General features: G+C 65.5%; 11 protein-coding genes. 9 read left to right on the top strand and 2 right to left on the bottom strand.

The annotated features are described in order from the left end of the window. Window positions 1–40 precede the first annotated feature (40 nt). Window positions 41–1,993 (bottom strand): putative bifunctional diguanylate cyclase/phosphodiesterase, encoded by a 1,953-nt coding sequence (locus U5A57_RS28955; RefSeq protein WP_321915072.1) that lies wholly within the window; start codon window positions 1,991–1,993, stop codon window positions 41–43. 689 nt (window positions 1,994–2,682) lie between these two features. Between U5A57_RS28955 and U5A57_RS28950 the strand changes: the two genes are divergently transcribed. The 9 genes from U5A57_RS28950 (at window position 2,683) to U5A57_RS28910 (ending at window position 14,220) form a co-directional block, all read left to right on the top strand. Continuing rightward, on the top strand, window positions 2,683–4,596 hold the full coding sequence (locus tag U5A57_RS28950) for a PAS domain S-box protein (protein ID WP_321915071.1): 1,914 nt from the start codon (window positions 2,683–2,685) through the stop codon (window positions 4,594–4,596). Between the two features lie 315 nt (window positions 4,597–4,911). Continuing rightward, complete coding sequence (locus U5A57_RS28945; protein ID WP_321915070.1) at window positions 4,912–5,853, top strand: MurR/RpiR family transcriptional regulator; 942 nt, start codon at window positions 4,912–4,914, stop codon at window positions 5,851–5,853. After that, complete coding sequence (locus U5A57_RS28940) at window positions 5,850–6,845, top strand: isoaspartyl peptidase/L-asparaginase (RefSeq protein WP_321915068.1); 996 nt, start codon at window positions 5,850–5,852, stop codon at window positions 6,843–6,845. The genes U5A57_RS28945 and U5A57_RS28940 overlap by 4 nt, the downstream gene beginning before the upstream one ends. A 47-nt stretch (window positions 6,846–6,892) precedes the next feature. Continuing rightward, window positions 6,893–8,794 (top strand): dipeptide ABC transporter ATP-binding protein, encoded by a 1,902-nt coding sequence (locus U5A57_RS28935; protein WP_321915067.1) that lies wholly within the window; start codon window positions 6,893–6,895, stop codon window positions 8,792–8,794. A gap of 108 nt (window positions 8,795–8,902) precedes the next feature. Beyond that, complete coding sequence (gene gsiB / locus U5A57_RS28930) at window positions 8,903–10,426, top strand: glutathione ABC transporter substrate-binding protein GsiB (RefSeq protein ID WP_321915094.1); 1,524 nt, start codon at window positions 8,903–8,905, stop codon at window positions 10,424–10,426. Window positions 10,427–10,495: 69 nt separating this feature from the next. Next, entirely contained in the window at window positions 10,496–11,416 is a 921-nt protein-coding gene (gene gsiC, locus U5A57_RS28925) for a glutathione ABC transporter permease GsiC (RefSeq protein ID WP_321915066.1), read from the top strand. A gap of 7 nt (window positions 11,417–11,423) precedes the next feature. Then, complete coding sequence (gene gsiD / locus U5A57_RS28920; RefSeq protein ID WP_321915065.1) at window positions 11,424–12,317, top strand: glutathione ABC transporter permease GsiD; 894 nt, start codon at window positions 11,424–11,426, stop codon at window positions 12,315–12,317. Further along, window positions 12,314–13,390, top strand: a complete 1,077-nt coding sequence (locus U5A57_RS28915; protein WP_321915064.1) for a P1 family peptidase — start codon at window positions 12,314–12,316, stop codon at window positions 13,388–13,390. The genes gsiD and U5A57_RS28915 overlap by 4 nt, the downstream gene beginning before the upstream one ends. Further along, the gene (locus tag U5A57_RS28910; RefSeq protein WP_321915063.1) at window positions 13,387–14,220 is read left to right on the top strand and encodes a M55 family metallopeptidase; all 834 of its coding nucleotides are present in this window, start codon (window positions 13,387–13,389) and stop codon (window positions 14,218–14,220) included. The genes U5A57_RS28915 and U5A57_RS28910 overlap by 4 nt, the downstream gene beginning before the upstream one ends. A 102-nt stretch (window positions 14,221–14,322) precedes the next feature. On the opposite strand, the gene glgX is transcribed toward U5A57_RS28910, so the two are convergent. Beyond that, the gene (glgX, locus tag U5A57_RS28905) at window positions 14,323–16,500 is read right to left on the bottom strand and encodes a glycogen debranching protein GlgX (RefSeq protein WP_321915062.1); all 2,178 of its coding nucleotides are present in this window, start codon (window positions 16,498–16,500) and stop codon (window positions 14,323–14,325) included. Window positions 16,501–16,548: the final 48 nt, after the last annotated feature.

Here is a 16,548-nt window from a genome sequence, read left to right as displayed (position 1 = left end):
GTCTACCTTTTCTTTTTCAAAGTAATACGGGTCAATCCATTCAGGCCGGCTCGACAACACGCTTCAGACGCGCCTCGTTCGCCGCACGATCCACGTTCAGCAAAGCGTCGATTTCACGCGCCGCCATCGCTTTGCCGAAGAAATAGCCCTGCGCGTAGTCGCAGCCCTTGGCCGCGAGCGTGCGCGCGAGTTCCGCGGTCTCCACGCCCTCGGCCACCGTGCTCATGCCGAGGTTCGTGGAGAGCGCGATGATCGCGTCGACAATCTTGGCGCTCTCGTTGCACGAAGCCATGGAGAGCACGAAGGAGCGGTCGATCTTCAGCTTGTCCACCTTCAGTTCGCGCAAGTGCTGCAGGCTCGAATAGCCGGTGCCGAAGTCGTCGAGCGACATGCGCAGCCCCGCGTTGCGGAAGTCCGCGAGCACGGCGCGCGCCGCGTCGAAGTCGTACATGAGCGCCGATTCGGTAATCTCGATCTCCATGCGCTCGGGCGGCATGCCCTCGTCGGCGAGGATCGTGAGTAGCAGCGCCGCGAGTTGCGTGTCCTTGAACTGCGCGGGCGAGAGATTGAGCGCGAGGTGATAGCGCGAGGGCCAGCCCAGCGCGTCGCGGCACGCGCGCCGCAAGATCGAAGCGGTGAACGCGGGCGAAATGCCCATCTGCTCGATGAGCGGCACGAACACCTCGGGCGAGATCCAGCCGCGCTGCTCGTGGTGCCAGCGCGCGAGAATCTCGAAGCCCGTGGTCTGGCCGTCTGCGAGACGCACGAGCGGTTGGTAGAACGGACGAATATCGCCGCCCGCGAGCGCGCGGCGCAAGTCCGATTCGAGCGAGGCCTGCAGGCGCAGTTCGTCGTCCATCTTTTGCTCGAAGAAGCGGTAGGTGCCCTTGCCTTCGCACTTGGCGCGATACATGGCGATATCGGCGGCGCGCAACAGCGCGTCGGGGTCGCCGCCGTCGCGCGGGCAGCACGCAATGCCAATGCTCGCGTCCACGTTGATGCGCAGCTTGCCGATGTCGATGGGCGCGCGCGTGGCGGCGAGCAGGCGCTGCGCGAGTTCGCTCGCGGCCTCGATGTGGTCGTCGCGATGCACGCGGGCGAGCACGGCGAATTCGTCGCCGCCCAGACGCGCGACCGTGTCGCCGTCGCGCACCACGCGGCGCAGGCGCGCTGCGATCTCGCATAGCACCGTGTCGCCCGCGGCGTGGCCGTGAAAGTCGTTCACGGGCTTGAAGCGGTCGAGGTCGATCACGAACACGAGGTAATCGGGCGAGCGGTGCTGCGTGCGCTCGAGCGCCGCGCTCATTTCCGCCGCGAGCAGGCGCCGGTTGGGCAGGCCCGTGAGCGGATCGTGGCGCGCGAGCGCCTGGGCGTGTGCCTCGGCGGCGCGCGTGGCCTCATGGGCGATATGCAGCTCGCGAGACTTTTCGCACAACGTATCGAAGGCATGCGCCATCGCGCCAATCTCGTCGGTGCGGTTCATGTCGGGCAATGCGCGCATGTCTTCGCCGTGCGCGAGGCGCACGAGCGAATCGGTCAAGGTCTGCAGCGGACGCAGCAGCGTGCGTTCGAGGTAGTGCAGCAGCACGAGGCCAAAGGCGAGCGTGGCGAGCGCGATCGCAAAGGCCGCTTCGAGCGTGTGATGCACGCGCAGGATGCCGTGCTGGACCTGACTGCGCAGCCGCTCGGCGGCAAGCTCGCGAGGCGAAGCGGAAACGGCTTGCCGGTGCGGCGCTTCGGTCTCCTGCGCAGTGCTTTCGTGGTGCCAGGTCGTATCCATGCGTTCGAAAGCGTGGCCAAACGCGATCAGCTGGCTTGCCAGCAGCGTGGTTTGCGTGGCGAACAACGCAAAAAACAGTCCGATGAAGAACTTCGTGCGGGCGCGGATCGAGGCGCGTAGCGTAGCGCGCGTACGGACGATCCAGGGAAGCGCTGCCCGGGGTTTGAGTGCGGAGGTGGGATCGGGCATGGCCGCCACGGTTTCCTGATTCATGCTTCGATGGCCGTGTGGCGTTAGATTCTGCGCGTGCGCGCCTGCGCCGCGAGGCGGCGCACAGCGTAGTGACGCGATGTGCCGGTACGCACATGAGCGCGGCGCAACGGAGCACGGTGCGCACGGGGCGCCGCGCTCATGCGCGTACTGGTGCCGCGGCCAGCGGCATTGCGGGCCGCAGAGGGGATGCCAGTGGTCTGTTTCAGTCGCAGGGTTTGCGCAAGGGTTCTCATGGTGACACCGGAAAGGGTGGAGCTTTGCCCTTTTTACGGCGATGAAAAACCGTTGCTGAAGTCGCCAGACATCTTTTTTTTGAGGGCTTGATCGATTTCACAACACGATAACCAACCGGTTAAAAATGGCATGTAATTCGGATGCCGAATCAATTGTGGCGTGACGATTTCCGCGCGGTGAGAGGCATGATGCGCCGTGGGCCGGGCCGCGCGGGCGGTAGGGGCATGAAGGCGGCAGGGAGTGATGATTGCGCAACTGCACGTATACCGAACGTTCGTGCGCTTAATTCCCGGCTTCTGCGTAAGGGAAATGCCCGGCGCGGAGGGCCGCGCCGCGCGCGTGCTTCGGACATTGCCGTGCTTCAGTTTTTGCGTGTTCCGGCCGTAAACCGAAGTGAGGCGCGCCGGTGCGGAACGCGCCACCCAACCGTATCCGCCCAGCCGGGACTCTCCACGATGATCACTGCTCCGCTTCCTCTGGATGAGGATGTGCGCCTTCGGGCGCTGCGGCAACTCGACATACTCGACACCGATCCCGAAGAGGCATTCGACCGCATCTCGCGGCTCGCCGCTTTCGCGTTCGACATGCCGGTCGTGCTGATCTCGCTCGTGGACGAAGACCGCCAGTGGTTCAAGTCGCACCATGGGCTGGCCGCGTGCGAAACGCCGCGCAACGTGTCGTTCTGCGCGCACGCCGTGCTGAGCAAGCGCATGCTCGTGGTGGAAGACGCGCTGGACGACGAGCGCTTTCTGGACAACCCGCTCGTCACGGGCGCGCCGAACATCCGCTTCTATGCGGGCTCGCCGCTGCGTCTCGCCGACGGCCAGGTGGTCGGCACGCTTTGCCTCATCGACGAAAAGCCGCGCACGTTCGACGCAGCGCAGGGCGCGAAGCTCGCGGACTTCGCGCACCTGGTCGAACGCGAACTGGAGTTGCGCCGGCAGTTGAACCGCTCGCGCACGGCGCACGAGCGTGACCGCCGCTCGCTCGCCATCAGCGAGGCGCGCTTTCGGACCGTGTTTGAGCAAACGCCGATCGGCAAGGCCGTGGTCGGTCTCGACGGCCATTTTCTCGACGTGAACCAGAAGTTCTCCGAGATCATCGGCTACGACGAGAGCGAACTGCGTAGGCGCACGTTCGCTTCGGTCACGCACCCGGCCGATATTGCCGCCGATCTCGCGCAAGTGGCCGAACTGCTCGCGGGACGCGCGGCCACGTATGCGATCGAAAAGCGCTACCTTCGGCCCGACGGCCAGGCCGTGTGGGTCAATCTCGCGGTGTCGCTCGTGCGCGACGTGGCGGGCACGCCGCTGCATTTCATCGCGGCCGTGCAGGAGATCACCGGCCGCAAGAAGAGCGAAGAGGCGCTGCGCAACTATCACGTCGAGCTTGAAGCGCGCGTGCGTGAGCGCACGGCGGAACTTCGGCGCAGCCGCGACGCGCTGCAGACGATCACCGACAACGTGCCCGCGCTGATCGCCGTGGTCGATCGCGATCTTCGCTACCAGTTCAACAACGAGACGTTCAAGCGCGTGTTCGGCGCGGAGCCGGCCGCGCTGCGCGGTCGCAGCCTGAGCGAAACGCTGCGCCCCGAAGTCTTCGCGCAGTTGCAGCCGCTCTTCGCACGCGCGCTCGCAGGCGAGCGCGTGACCTGCAACGAGGTGCGCTACCGGGCCGACTCCGAGCGCGTATGGTCGGCCACCTACATTCCGTGCCGGCGCGAGGGCAAGGTGACCGGCTTCTACGTGATGGCGCACGACGTGACCGAGCAGCGCCGCACCGAGCAGCGCCTGCGCGAGGGCGCGCTGATCGACCCGCTCACGGGCCTCGCGAACCGGCGCGCGTTGCAGGAGGCGCTGTGCGAGCTGCGCGCGAGCGGCAGCCCGTTCGCGCTCTTCTTCATCGACATGGATGGCTTCAAGGCGATCAACGACCGCTACGGCCACGACGTGGGCGACGCCCTGCTCAAGGAGACCGCGCGCAGGCTCGTCACCACCGTGCGCACGGGCGACGTGGTGAGCCGCCTGGGCGGCGATGAATTCGTGGTGGCGAGCCGCGGCGTGAGCGACGCGCGCACCGGCGAGCGTATTGCGGCGGCCATTTGCCGCGAGGTGTCGAAGGTCTTCGTCGCTGCGGGGCGCGTGATCGAAACGAGCGCGAGCGTGGGTGTCGTGCTGACCGGCGCGGCTGGGGCGGCGGGCAGGGTGGACGCCACCCATGCGGTGCTTTCCGTCGAGGCCGAGAACAAGGCGCTCGCCGACGATCCGCTTTGTCTGGCCGACGCCGCAATGTATGAAGCCAAGCGCGCGGGGCGTAATACGTGGCGGTTGGCGCCGGGCGCCAAGGCGATGGTGGCGTTGAATGCGTGAAGCGGCGCACGCCGTTTTCATGTGACTGATTCGATTGCCGCTGGCGCCCTGCCGGCGGCAAGTGCGGCTCCCTAAATTTTCCCGTAGTCTCGCCAGTGGGCGACGTGTCTTTCCGGCTTCTGCCGGGTTCTCCTTCCAAAATCATGCAACGTGCTCGAGGCGCGCAAATTTGCGCCTCGTTGCGCCCGGTCAAGCTAATTTCCTTTTAGATTCTCTCGGATAGGGTAAACCCAGGGCGCGATGAAAATTAATTTTCACTAAGATCCGTTCATGTAATTTCATTTACGGACTCGCCGTCCTCACTCCGGCCCACGTATGCCAACCCGACCGTCAATTCCCGACACGCCCGAAGCCGAGATCGTTGCGCGCATCACCGCCGCGATGCCCGTTCTCACGCCCGGCCACCGGCGCATGGCTGAGTACGTGCTCGCGAACCTGTTCCATGCCGCGACGATGCGAATCGACGAACTCGCGGGCGCGGTGGGCGCTTCGGTGGCCACGGCCAACCGCTTTGCTCGCTCGCTCGGGTTCGACGGCTATCCGCAGTTTCGCGAGGCGCTCGTGCGAGGCTTCGAGGCCACGCTCGCGCCGGTCGAGCGGTTGCGCAGCGCCCAGGAGTCGCCCACGAGCGGCGCGGAGCTGTTCGGCGCGTCGCTCGAGCAGGCCGAGTCGAACCTGCGCCTGTCGCGCCAGTCGATCGACAGCGCAGCGGCCGCCGCAGCCGTGGACGCGATTCTTTGCGCGCGCCGCGTGTACGTGATCGGCTCGGGCACGAGCGCGTTTCTCGCCGGGATCATGGAGAACGCGCTGCTGCCTTATCTGGACAACGTGCAGGCGCTCTCCTCGGTCGGCGGTCCCACGCATTCCGCGCGCCGGCTGCTCGGCGCGAACAAGGACGATCTCGTGATCGGCATTGCGTTTCCGCGCTACGTGGACGACACGATCAAGCTCTCGCGCCACGCCGCGAAGCTCGGCGCACGCGTGCTCGCGCTCACCGACAGCATCGACTCGCCGCTCGCGCGCTTCGCCGATCTCATGCTGCTGATCCGCTCCGAACGGCGCCTCGCGGCGAACTCGGAAGCCGCGGTGCTGGCTGTCATCGAAGCGCTGTGCGACGCCGTGGCGTTGCGCGCGAAAGATTCCGTCGTTGCCGCTGCGGCCATCACAGAATCGGTGCTGCCGTGGCTTTCCTCGACCTCGGCGCAGGCGAGCCCCGCGCCTTCGGCCCCGTCTTCCCCCACGAAAAAGAAGTCATGAAATCGAATGCAGTCATTGCCATTCACGGCGGCGCCGGCACGATCCTGCGCGCCTCGATGGCGCCCGAAGTCGAAGCCCAGTATCTCGAAGCGCTCAGCCGCATTCTCGCGGCCGGCCAGCGCATCCTGGCCGAAGGCGGGAGCGCGCTCGACGCAGTCGAAGAAGCGGTGCGCCTGCTCGAAGACTGCCCGTTTTTCAACGCAGGCCATGGCGCGGTGTTCACGTCTGCCGGCACGCACGAACTCGACGCCTCGATCATGGACGGCCGCACGCTCGAAGCGGGCGCGGTGTGCTGCGTGAAGCGCGTGCGCAATCCGGTGCTGGCGGCGCGCCGCGTGCTGGAGAAGAGCGAGCACGTGCTCTTCACGGGCGAAGGCGCGGAGGCGTTTGCAGCGGCACAGGGCCTCGAATTCGTCGATCCCGGCTATTTCCACACCGACGCGCGCTACCGCCAGTGGCAGCTCGCACGCGGCGAAGCGCGCGCGATGCTCGATCACGACGGGGCAACGCTTGAGGCGAAGGCCGCAGCAAAGGCAGCGGAAGAAAGCCTGCCGCACGAGCCGATCGACCCGAACCGCAAGTACGGCACGGTGGGGGCGGTAGCGCTCGACGCGCACGGCCACCTCGCGGCGGCGACCTCGACGGGCGGCATCACGAACAAGCAGGTGGGCCGTGTGGGTGACGCACCGCTGATCGGCGCGGGCTGCTATGCCGACGACGCCACCTGCGCGGTGTCCACCACGGGCTCGGGCGAAATGTTCATGCGCATGGTCGCGGCCTACGACGTGGCGGCGCAAATGAAATATCGTGGCGTTTCGCTCTCCGAAGCAGCAACGAATGTCGTGATGGAGCAATTGCCGCGCATTGACGGCCGCGGCGGCCTGATCGCCGTGGACGCACAAGGTAATGTGGTCCTGCCGTTCAACACCGAAGGCATGTATCGCGGCTACGCGCGCGTGGGCGAAGCGCCCGTTGCGTCGATCTACGCTTAAGCGGCGCATCGCTTTGCGCATCAAACGAAGGAATCCTCATCGTGCAGATGTCCTCGCACTCTCTTGATACCGCACTGGCCGGAGAAAAGGCCGCGTTGCCGCCGAACCGCGTGATCGACGTTCGTGATCTGCGCGTGTCGTTCAAGCGCGGCGCGAGCACGTTCGAAGCCGTGCGCAATCTGTCGTTCCACGTCGATCGCGGCGAGACGCTCGCCATCGTCGGCGAATCGGGTTCGGGCAAGTCGGTCACGTCGCTTTCGCTGATGCGGCTCGTCGAGCACGGCGGCGGCAGCATTGCGGGCGGCAGCATCGAACTGCGCCGGCGCAACGGCAGCGTGCTCGATCTCACGCGTGCGAGTGCGTCGACCATGCGTTCGGTGCGCGGCGCGGACATTGCGATGATTTTCCAGGAGCCCATGACTTCGCTGAACCCCGTGTTCACGGTGGGCAACCAGATCAGCGAAGCGATCGCGCTGCATCAGCAGATGAACGCTACGCAGGCGCGCGCCGAAACGCTGCGCCTGCTCGACCTCGTGCGCATTCCCGAGGCGCGCCGCGTGATGGAGCGCTACCCGCATCAGCTTTCGGGCGGCATGCGCCAGCGCGTGATGATCGCGATGGCGCTCTCGTGCAAGCCCGCGCTCCTGATCGCCGACGAACCGACCACGGCGCTCGACGTGACGATTCAGGCGCAGATCCTGCAGCTCATTCGCGGCCTGCAGGACGAGATGGATATGGGCGTTGTCTTCATCACGCACGACATGGGCGTGGTGGCCGAAGTGGCGGACCGCATTCTCGTGATGTACCGCGGCGAGAAAGTGGAAGAGGGCGCGTCCGATACGCTTTTTGCAGCGCCTTCGCATCGCTACACGCAGGCGTTGCTCGCCGCCGTGCCGAAGCTCGGCGCGATGCAGGGCACCGACTTGCCGGAGAAGTTTTCGCTGCTTTCGATGAATGAAGCGGCACGCGCGGCCGCTGCCTCGAATCTCGCGGCGAACGCGCCGAAAACAGACGTCCCGCCGGTCCTGCGCGTGCGCGACCTCGTTACGCGATTTCCCGTGCGCAGCGGTCTGTTCGGCAAGGTCACGGGCCGCGTGCACGCGGTCGAGAAAGTCAGCTTCGATCTTCACGCGGGCGAAACGCTCGCGCTGGTGGGCGAATCCGGCTGCGGGAAATCGACCACGGGCCGCTCGTTGTTGCGCCTCGTGGAGAGCCAGAGCGGCACGATCGAGTTCGGCGGCCAGAACATCAGCACCCTCACCGGGCCTGCGTTGCAAACCTTGCGCCGCGACATCCAGTTCATTTTTCAGGACCCGTTCGCCTCGCTGAACCCGCGCCTCACGGTGGGCTTCTCGATCATGGAGCCGCTGCTCGTGCACGGTATCGCGAAGGGGGCGCAAGCGCAGGCGCGCGTGGAATGGCTGCTCGACCGCGTGGGCTTGCCGAAATCGGCGGCGGGGCGCTATCCGCACGAATTCTCGGGCGGCCAGCGTCAGCGCATCGCCATTGCGCGCGCGCTGTCGATGAACCCGAAAGTCGTGGTCGCCGACGAGTCGGTGTCGGCGCTCGACGTTTCCGTGCAGGCGCAGATCGTCAACCTCATGCTCGACCTGCAGCAGGAACTGGGCGTGGCGTACCTCTTCATCTCGCACGACATGGCCGTGGTGGAACGCGTGAGCCATCGCGTCGCGGTGATGTATCTGGGGCAGATCGTCGAGATCGGGCCGCGCCGCGCCGTGTTCGAAAACCCGCAGCATGCCTATACGAAGAAGCTCATGGGTGCGGTGCCGATCGCCGATCCGGCGCGCCGCCACGCGAAGCGCGTGCTGGCCGCCGACGAACTGCCGAGCCCGATTCGCGCCCCCGGCGACGAGCCGCTAGTGTTGCCGCTCGTGCCGGTTGGTCCCGGTCACTTCGTTGCGAAGCATCGGGTGGGCGGTGCTTACTGAATACGCCATTGTGCGACGCAATCGTTTGCATTTTAGCTGGATCATTTCGCTGAATCGACAAGATTCATTGGTATGGAGACCTGATTGATGAATGAAGTCAAAGCATGGATGAAGGGCAGCGCGCTCGCACTCGCGCTGATCGCGGGCGCGACGGCCGCGCAAGCCGCCGAGCAGCGCGCTGTGATGGCCGTCGATTCGACGTTCTCGACGCTCGACCCGTACGACGCCAACGACACGCTCTCGCAAGCGGTTTCGAAGTCGTTCTACCAGGGCCTGTTCGGTTTCGACAAGGACCTGAAGCTCACCAACGTGCTGGCCACGAGCTATGAAGTGAGCGGCGACGGCCTCACCTACACGTTCAAGCTGCGCCAGGGGGTGAAGTTCCAGGACGGCACCGACTTCAATGCGGCGGCCGTGAAGGCGAACTTCGACCGCGTGACGGACCCGGCGAATCACCTGAAGCGCTACAACATGTTCCGCCGCATCGCGAAGACCGAAGTGGTCGACCCGTACACGGTGAAGGTCACGCTCAATGCGCCGTTCTCGGCGTTCGTGAACGTGCTCGCGCACCCGTCGGCGGTGATGATTTCGCCTGCGGCCATGAAGAAGTGGGGCAAGGATATCGGCCTGCATCCGGTAGGCACGGGCCCGTTCGCATTCGTGAAGTGGGACCCGGCGGGCGACCTCGTCGTGCACAAGTTCGACGGCTACTGGAAGAAGGGCTACCCGAAGATCGACGAGATCGACTGGAAGCCGGTGGCCGACAACAACACGCGCGCCGCGCTCATGCGCACGGGCGAAGCCGACTTCGCGTTCCGCATTCCGTTCGAGCAGGCGAGCGCATTCCAGTCGAACCCGAAGGTCGACCTGATCGCCACGCCTTCGATCATCCAGCGCTATATCAGCCTGAACACCGCGAAGAAGCCGTTCGACAACCCGCTCGTGCGTCAGGCGCTGAACTATGCGATCAACAAGGACGCGCTCGCGAAGGTCGCGTTCGCGGGCTACGCGCTGCCTTCGGACGGCGTGCTGCCCCAGGGCGTGGACTATTCGGTCAAGCTCGGCCCGTGGCCGTACGATCCGGCCAAGGCGCGCGAACTGCTCAAGCAGGCGGGCTACCCGAACGGTTTCGAAACGACGCTGTGGTCGGCGTATAACAACTCGACCGCGCAAAAGGCCATTCAGTTCGTGCAGCAGCAACTCGCGCAAGTGGGCGTGAAGGCGAACGTCGAAGCGCTGGAAACGGGCACGGCGGTGGCGCGCGTGGAAAGCGCACAAGACGCGGCGTCGGCGGGCGTGCGCATGTATTACATCGGCTGGTCGTCGTCCACGGGTGAAGCGGACTGGGGCATCTCGCCGCTGCTCGCTTCGGCGTCGTGGCCGCCCAAGCTCATGAACACCGCGTACTACAAGAACCCCGCTGTCGATGAGGATCTCGCGAAGGCGCTCGAAACGACGGACCGCGCGCAAAAAACGGCGCTGTACACCGACGCGCAAAAGCGCATCTGGGCCGACGCGCCGTGGGTGTTCCTCGTGAAGGAAAAGGTCGTGTACGCCCGCAGCAAGCGCCTGGCCGGCGCGTATGTGGCGCCGGACGGCTCGTTCAACTTCGACGAGATCTCGATTCGCTAATGCGTTGCGCGGCGCGCCGGAATGTTCGAGTCTGGCGCGCCACGCACGCCCCGATGCAGTAACGCGCTCATGCTGAATTTCATTGTCAAACGCTCGCTGGGTCTCCTGCCGACGCTCCTGATCGTCGCGATCCTGGTGTTCCTGTTCGTGCATCTGCTGCCGGGCGACCCGGCGCGCCTCGCGGCCGGTCCCGAGGCGGACGACGCCACGGTCGCGCTCGTGCGCGCCGATCTCGGCCTCGACCAACCGCTGCCGCAGCAGTTTCTCCATTTCTTCGTGCGCATCGCCCACGGCGACTTCGGTGTGTCGATGCGCAGCAAGCGCCCGGTCATCACCGAAATTAGCGAGCGTTTCATGCCCACGCTGCTGCTCACGCTCACCAGCATGGTCTGGGCCGTGGTGTTCGGCATGGCCATCGGCATCGTCTCGGCCGTGTGGCGCAATCGCTGGCCCGATCGCATCGGCATGGCGCTCGCGGTGTCGGGCATTTCGTTTCCGGCTTTCGCGCTCGGCATGGCGCTCATGGAACTGTTCTCGGTGCACCTTGGCTGGCTGCCCGTGGTGAGCGACGGTTCGTGGCGCAGTTACGTGCTGCCTTCGATTACGCTCGGCGCGGCCGTGGCCGCCGTGATGGCGCGCTTCACGCGCGCATCGTTCGTCGAAGTGCTCAACGAAGACTTCGTGCGCACGGCGCGCGCGAAGGGCGTGGCCGAGCAATGGGTGGTGATCAAGCATTGCCTGCGCAACGCGATGATTCCCGTCGTCACGATGATGGGTCTGCAGTTCGGCTTCCTGCTGGGCGGCTCGATCGTCGTGGAGGTAGTGTTCAACTGGCCGGGCCTCGGGCGGCTGCTCGTCGATTCGGTTGCGATGCGCGACTACCCTGTGATTCAGGCCGAAGTGCTGCTGTTCTCGCTCGAGTTCATCGTCATCAATCTGATCGTGGACGTGCTGTACGCGGTCATCAATCCGACCATTCGATTCAGGTGAGCACGCCATGAGCACGACTCAAAACGTTGTCGTACGCGCCCAGGACGAGGCGATCCGCACGCCATGGCGCGAGTTCTGGCGCAAGTTCCGCAAGCAGCATGTCGCGCTTGGCGCAGGCGCGTTCGTGCTGCTGCTGGTGGTGATCGCGGTGTTCGCGCCGCATCTCGTGCCTTACGACCCGGAAAATTACTTCGACTACGACTCGCTCAATGCGGGTCCCTCTGCGGCCCACTGGTTCGGCGTGGACGCGCTCGGCCGCGATATTTTCAGCCGCATTCTCGCGGGCACGCGTATCTCGCTCGCGGCGGGCTTTCTTTCGGTGGCGCTCGGCGCCGTGATCGGCACGTTCTTCGGCTTGCTGGCGGGCTACTACGAAGGCTGGTGGGACCGCATCACCATGCGCGTGGCCGACGTGTTGTTCGCATTCCCAGGCATCCTGCTCGCCATCGGTGTGGTGGCGATTCTCGGCAACGGCATGATCAACGTGGTGTGCGCCGTGGCCGTGTTCAGCATTCCGGCGTTCGCACGCCTCGTGCGCGGCAACACGCTCATGCTCAAGCACCTCACGTATGTCGAGGCCGCGCGCAGCATTGGCGCGTCGGACTGGACGATCATCATGCGGCACATTCTGCCGGGCACGGTGTCGTCCGTGGTCGTGTATCTGACCATGCGTATCGGCACCTCGATCATCACGGCGGCGAGCCTGTCGTTCATCGGCCTCGGCGCGCAGCCGCCCACGCCGGAGTGGGGCGCCATGCTCAACGAGGCGCGCGCGGACATGGTCACGTCGCCGCATATCGCGCTGTTCCCGAGCCTCGCCATCTTCCTCACCGTGCTCGCATTCAATCTGCTGGGTGACGGCCTGCGCGACGCGCTCGACCCGAAACTGGACCGCGCATGAGCAAGAATCGCGGAGATGCCGCGCCGCATATCGGCACACTGGCGAGCGGTGCGACGGGAACGATTGCCGATGTGAGCGGCGTGCGCGTGGGTCACTGCACGCTCGACGCGGGCGATGTGCAAACGGGCGTGACCGTGGTGATGCCGCACGCACGCGACCTCTTTCGCGAGAAGGTGCCGGCGAGCGCTTGCGTGATCAACGGATTCGGCAAGAGCATCGGGCTCATGCAGCTCGAAGAGCTGGGTGTGCTCGAAACGCCGATTGCGCTGACCAATACGTTCGGCGTGGGCGCGCTTGCACAAGCGCAGATTCGTGCGGCGGTCGCGGCGAACCCGCAGATCGGGCGCGGCCTGCCGACCGTCAATCCGCTCGTGTTCGAATGCAATGACGGCTATCTGAACGATCTTCAGGCGCTGGCGGTGACCGAGGCACACTATGTCGCTGCCTGCTCTGCTATGCGCGCTGACTTTGCGCGCGGCAGTGTCGGCGCGGGCCGTGGCATGTCGAGCTTCGACCTGAAAGGCGGCATTGGCACGGCGTCGCGCGTGGTAATGACCGCGGGCGCGCAGTACACGGTGGGCGCGCTCGTGCTGGCGAACTTCGGCCGCCTGCCCATGTTGACGATCGATGGCGTGCCTGTGGGGCGCGAACTTGCGGCGCGCGCGGCGTCGAATCGCGCGGCACAGGCGCCCGAGAAGGGGTCAATCATCATGCTGATCGCCACGGATGCGCCGCTCGACTCGCGGCAGCTTCGGCGCGTGTCGATGCGCGTGGCAGCGGGCCTCGCGCGCACGGGCTCCGTGTATGGACACGGCAGCGGCGATATCTCACTGGCGTTCAGCACGGCATACACACTGGCGCACGACGCGCCAACCTACGCGTTGCCGCCCTTGCTCGCAGACTCGCAACTCGATGCGCTGTTTCAGGCCAGCGCCGATTGCGTCGAGCAAGCGATTCTCGACGCCTTGTGGAGCGCAAGCACCGTGCAGGGCCGCGATGGCCACGTGCGTCTCGCTCTGCGCGAAGCCGTGCCCGATCTCGCCGATCTGCTTTCAGGCGGGGCGCAAGCGTGAAGGTACTGATTTCCGTCGATATCGAAGGCATAGGCGGTGTGTTCAACGTTCAGCAAACGCGCGCCGGCAATCCCGAGTATGAACGCGCCCGCCGCTGGATGACGCTCGAAGCGAACGCGGCCGTGGAAGGCGCGTTCGCGGGCGGTGCAAGCGAAGTGTGGGTCAACGACTCGCATGGCGGCTTCAACAACCTGCTGCCCGACGAAATCGATGCGCGCGCACGCGTCATACTCGGCAAGCCGCGCATGCTCGGCATGATGGCGGGGCTCGAGCACCGGCCCGCGCTCGTTTTCATGATTGGCTATCACGCCATGGCGCAAAGCCGCGGCATGCTTGCGCATACCATCAATAGTTTTGCGTTCGCACGCGTGCTCGTGGATGGCGTCGAAACGGGCGAGGCGGGGCTGTACGGCGCGCTTGCGCAGGAATACGGCGCACGGGTGGCGCTCCTGAGCGGCGACGATGTGTTCGAACGCGAAACGCGGCCCGTTTTTCCCGAGGCGAAGTTCGTGGTGGTGAAGCACGCCGGCGGCCACGCGAGCGGCGATCTGCTGACGCCTGCCGCGAGCAGCGAGCGGATTCGCGACGCCGCACGGGAAGCCGTGGGGCAGATCGCGAGCGACGGCGCGTGGTGGGACCGCGCCTGCGCGGCGCCACGTGTGCGCACGTGCGAACTGCATACACAGACCCCTGCGCTTGCGGATCTCTTTTCGCAGTGGCCAAGTGTCGAGCGCGCGGCGGGCAGCGTGATCCGGTTTGTGGCGCCAACCGCCGAGTACCTCGTGCGCACGCTCAATAGCTTGTCGGCGATGTCAGCGGTCTTGCGGTGAGGCAACTGTCGTTCGCCTCATAGTGCAACTAACTGTCAGCCTCGCCACACGTTGCCCAACGGACCGGCGGCCTCGCCGCCAGTCCGCGAAAAAGCCTGCCATTCATCCCGTGAGATTTTCCTCCAGCCTGGCGAACACGCGTTGCGTCGCGCCGCGTGCATGCAGCGCGAACAACAGCAGCGAACGCCCCGTGACCTGGTAGATATCGCCGGCTTCGAATTCGGGCAACTCGTCGCGCACAGGCATGTTCGTGTCGATGAGGCAGTTCCACTGATCGTTGCCCGGCACGGAAGGCAGCGTGAATTCCACCACGTCGTGGTAGGCGTTGAACACGATGAGCATGGTCGCGTCTGAAGCGAGGCGCATGATGCCGCTCGTTTGCGAGCGCCCATCGATCAGCATGCCGAAGCAACGCATGGCCGGATCGTCCCACTGCTCATGGGCGAGCGGCACGCCCGCAGGCGAAAGCCATTCGACGTCGGTGACGTCGAGCGTGGCGTTGTGCTCGCCGATCAGAAAGCGGTTGCGGCGCAGCACCGGCAGCGCATGACGCAGTGCAGTGAGCTTGCGCACGAAGTCGGCGAGCGCGCGGCCCGTGTCGCCGATGCCCTCCCAGTCCACCCAGCTCACCTCGTTGTCCTGGCAGTACGCATTGTTGTTGCCGCGCTGCGTGCGGCCAAACTCGTCGCCCGCCAGCAGCATGGGCGTGCCCTGCGAGAGCAGCAGCGTGGCGAGGAAGTTGCGCTTCTGGCGCTCGCGCAGCGCACGGATTTCGGGGTCATCGGTCGGGCCTTCCACGCCGCAGTTCCATGAGAGATTGTCGCCGTGGCCGTCGCGGTTCTCCTCCCCGTTGGCCTCGTTGTGGCGCTCGTTGTACGACACCAGATCGTTCAGTGTGAAGCCGTCGTGCGCCGTGACGAAGTTCACGCTGGACCAAGGCCGCCGGCCGCGCCGGTTGAAGCTGTCGCCCGAGGCGCATAGGCGCGTCGCGAGTTCGGGGGCCATGCCTTCGTCGCCTTTCCACCAGGCGCGCGTGGTGTCGCGAAAGCGGTCGTTCCACTCCATCCAGCCGGGCGGGAAGCCGCCCACCTGATAGCCGCCGGGCCCGCAGTCCCATGGCTCGGCAATCAGCTTCACGCTCGAGAGAATCGGGTCCTGCCGGCAGCTGTCGAGAAAGCCGCCGCCTTCGTCGAAGCCGTAGGGCTCGCGCCCGAGGATCGTCGCGAGGTCGAAGCGGAAACCATCCACGCCCATTTCGAGCACCCAGTAGCGCAGGCTGTCCGTGACCATCTGCAGCACGCGCGGGTGCGAGAGGTTGAGCGTATTGCCCGTGCCGGTGTCGTTGATGTAGTAGCGTTTGTCTTCAGGTAGCCGGTAGTACGAAGCATTGTCGATGCCTCTGAACGAGAGCGTGGGGCCGAGCTCGCTGCCTTCGGCCGTGTGGTTGTACACCACGTCGAGTATCACTTCGAGACCCGCCTGGTGCAGGCGGTCCACCATGTTCTTGAATTCGTCGATCGAGCCATGCGCGCCCACCGAGTAGCGCGGGTCCGGCGCGAAGAAGCCGATGGTGTTGTAGCCCCAGTAGTTCGTGAGGCCCCGTTCGAGCAGGTGCGAATCGTTCACGAAGGTATGAACGGGCATTAGCTCCACAGATGTCACGCCAAGCCCGCGGATATATTCGAGCACCGGCGTTTGTGCGAGGCCCGCGAAGGTGCCGCGCTCTTCGGGCGGCACGTCGGGATGGCGGATCGTGTAGCCGCGCACATGCGTTTCGTAGATGATCGTGCGCTCGCGCGCTACGCGCTCGCGCATCGGGTGGTGCCAGATGAAGCCCTGATCGACCACGCGGCAGCGCGGCACATAGCGAGCACTGTCGCGCGTATCGAACGAGAGATCGCCGTCGGGGCTGCCGATGGTGTAGCCGAACACGGCCGGATGCCAGCGCAGCGCGCCCACGTGCGCCTTCGCATAGGGATCGAGCAGCAGTTTGTTCGGATTGAAGCGATGGCCCGCCTGCGGCTCATACGGCCCATGCACGCGATAGCCGTAGATGGCGCCCGGTTCGAGGTCGGGCAGGTACACGTGCCACACCTCGTCGGTGTATTCGGGCAACTCGATGCGTTCGATCTCGCGCAGGCCGTTCTTGTCGAAGAGACATAACTCGACCTTTGTCGCGTTGGCGGAGAAGAGCGCGAAGTTCACGCCGCGTCCGTTCCAGGTGGCGCCGAGTGGAAACGGCTGTCCTTCTACGATGCGGGTAGCGGTCTTTTTCTTCATGGGCTCGTCGGTGGGGGACGCGGTGGCGCGCGCTTCCAACGCCGTTGC

The sequence above is a fragment of the Paraburkholderia sp. J11-2 genome (genome assembly GCF_905220185.1).
Classification (GTDB): domain Bacteria; phylum Pseudomonadota; class Gammaproteobacteria; order Burkholderiales; family Burkholderiaceae; genus Paraburkholderia.
The sequence above is the reverse complement of the archived record's forward strand: the minus strand, read 5'-3'. Positions and strand labels throughout refer to the sequence as shown.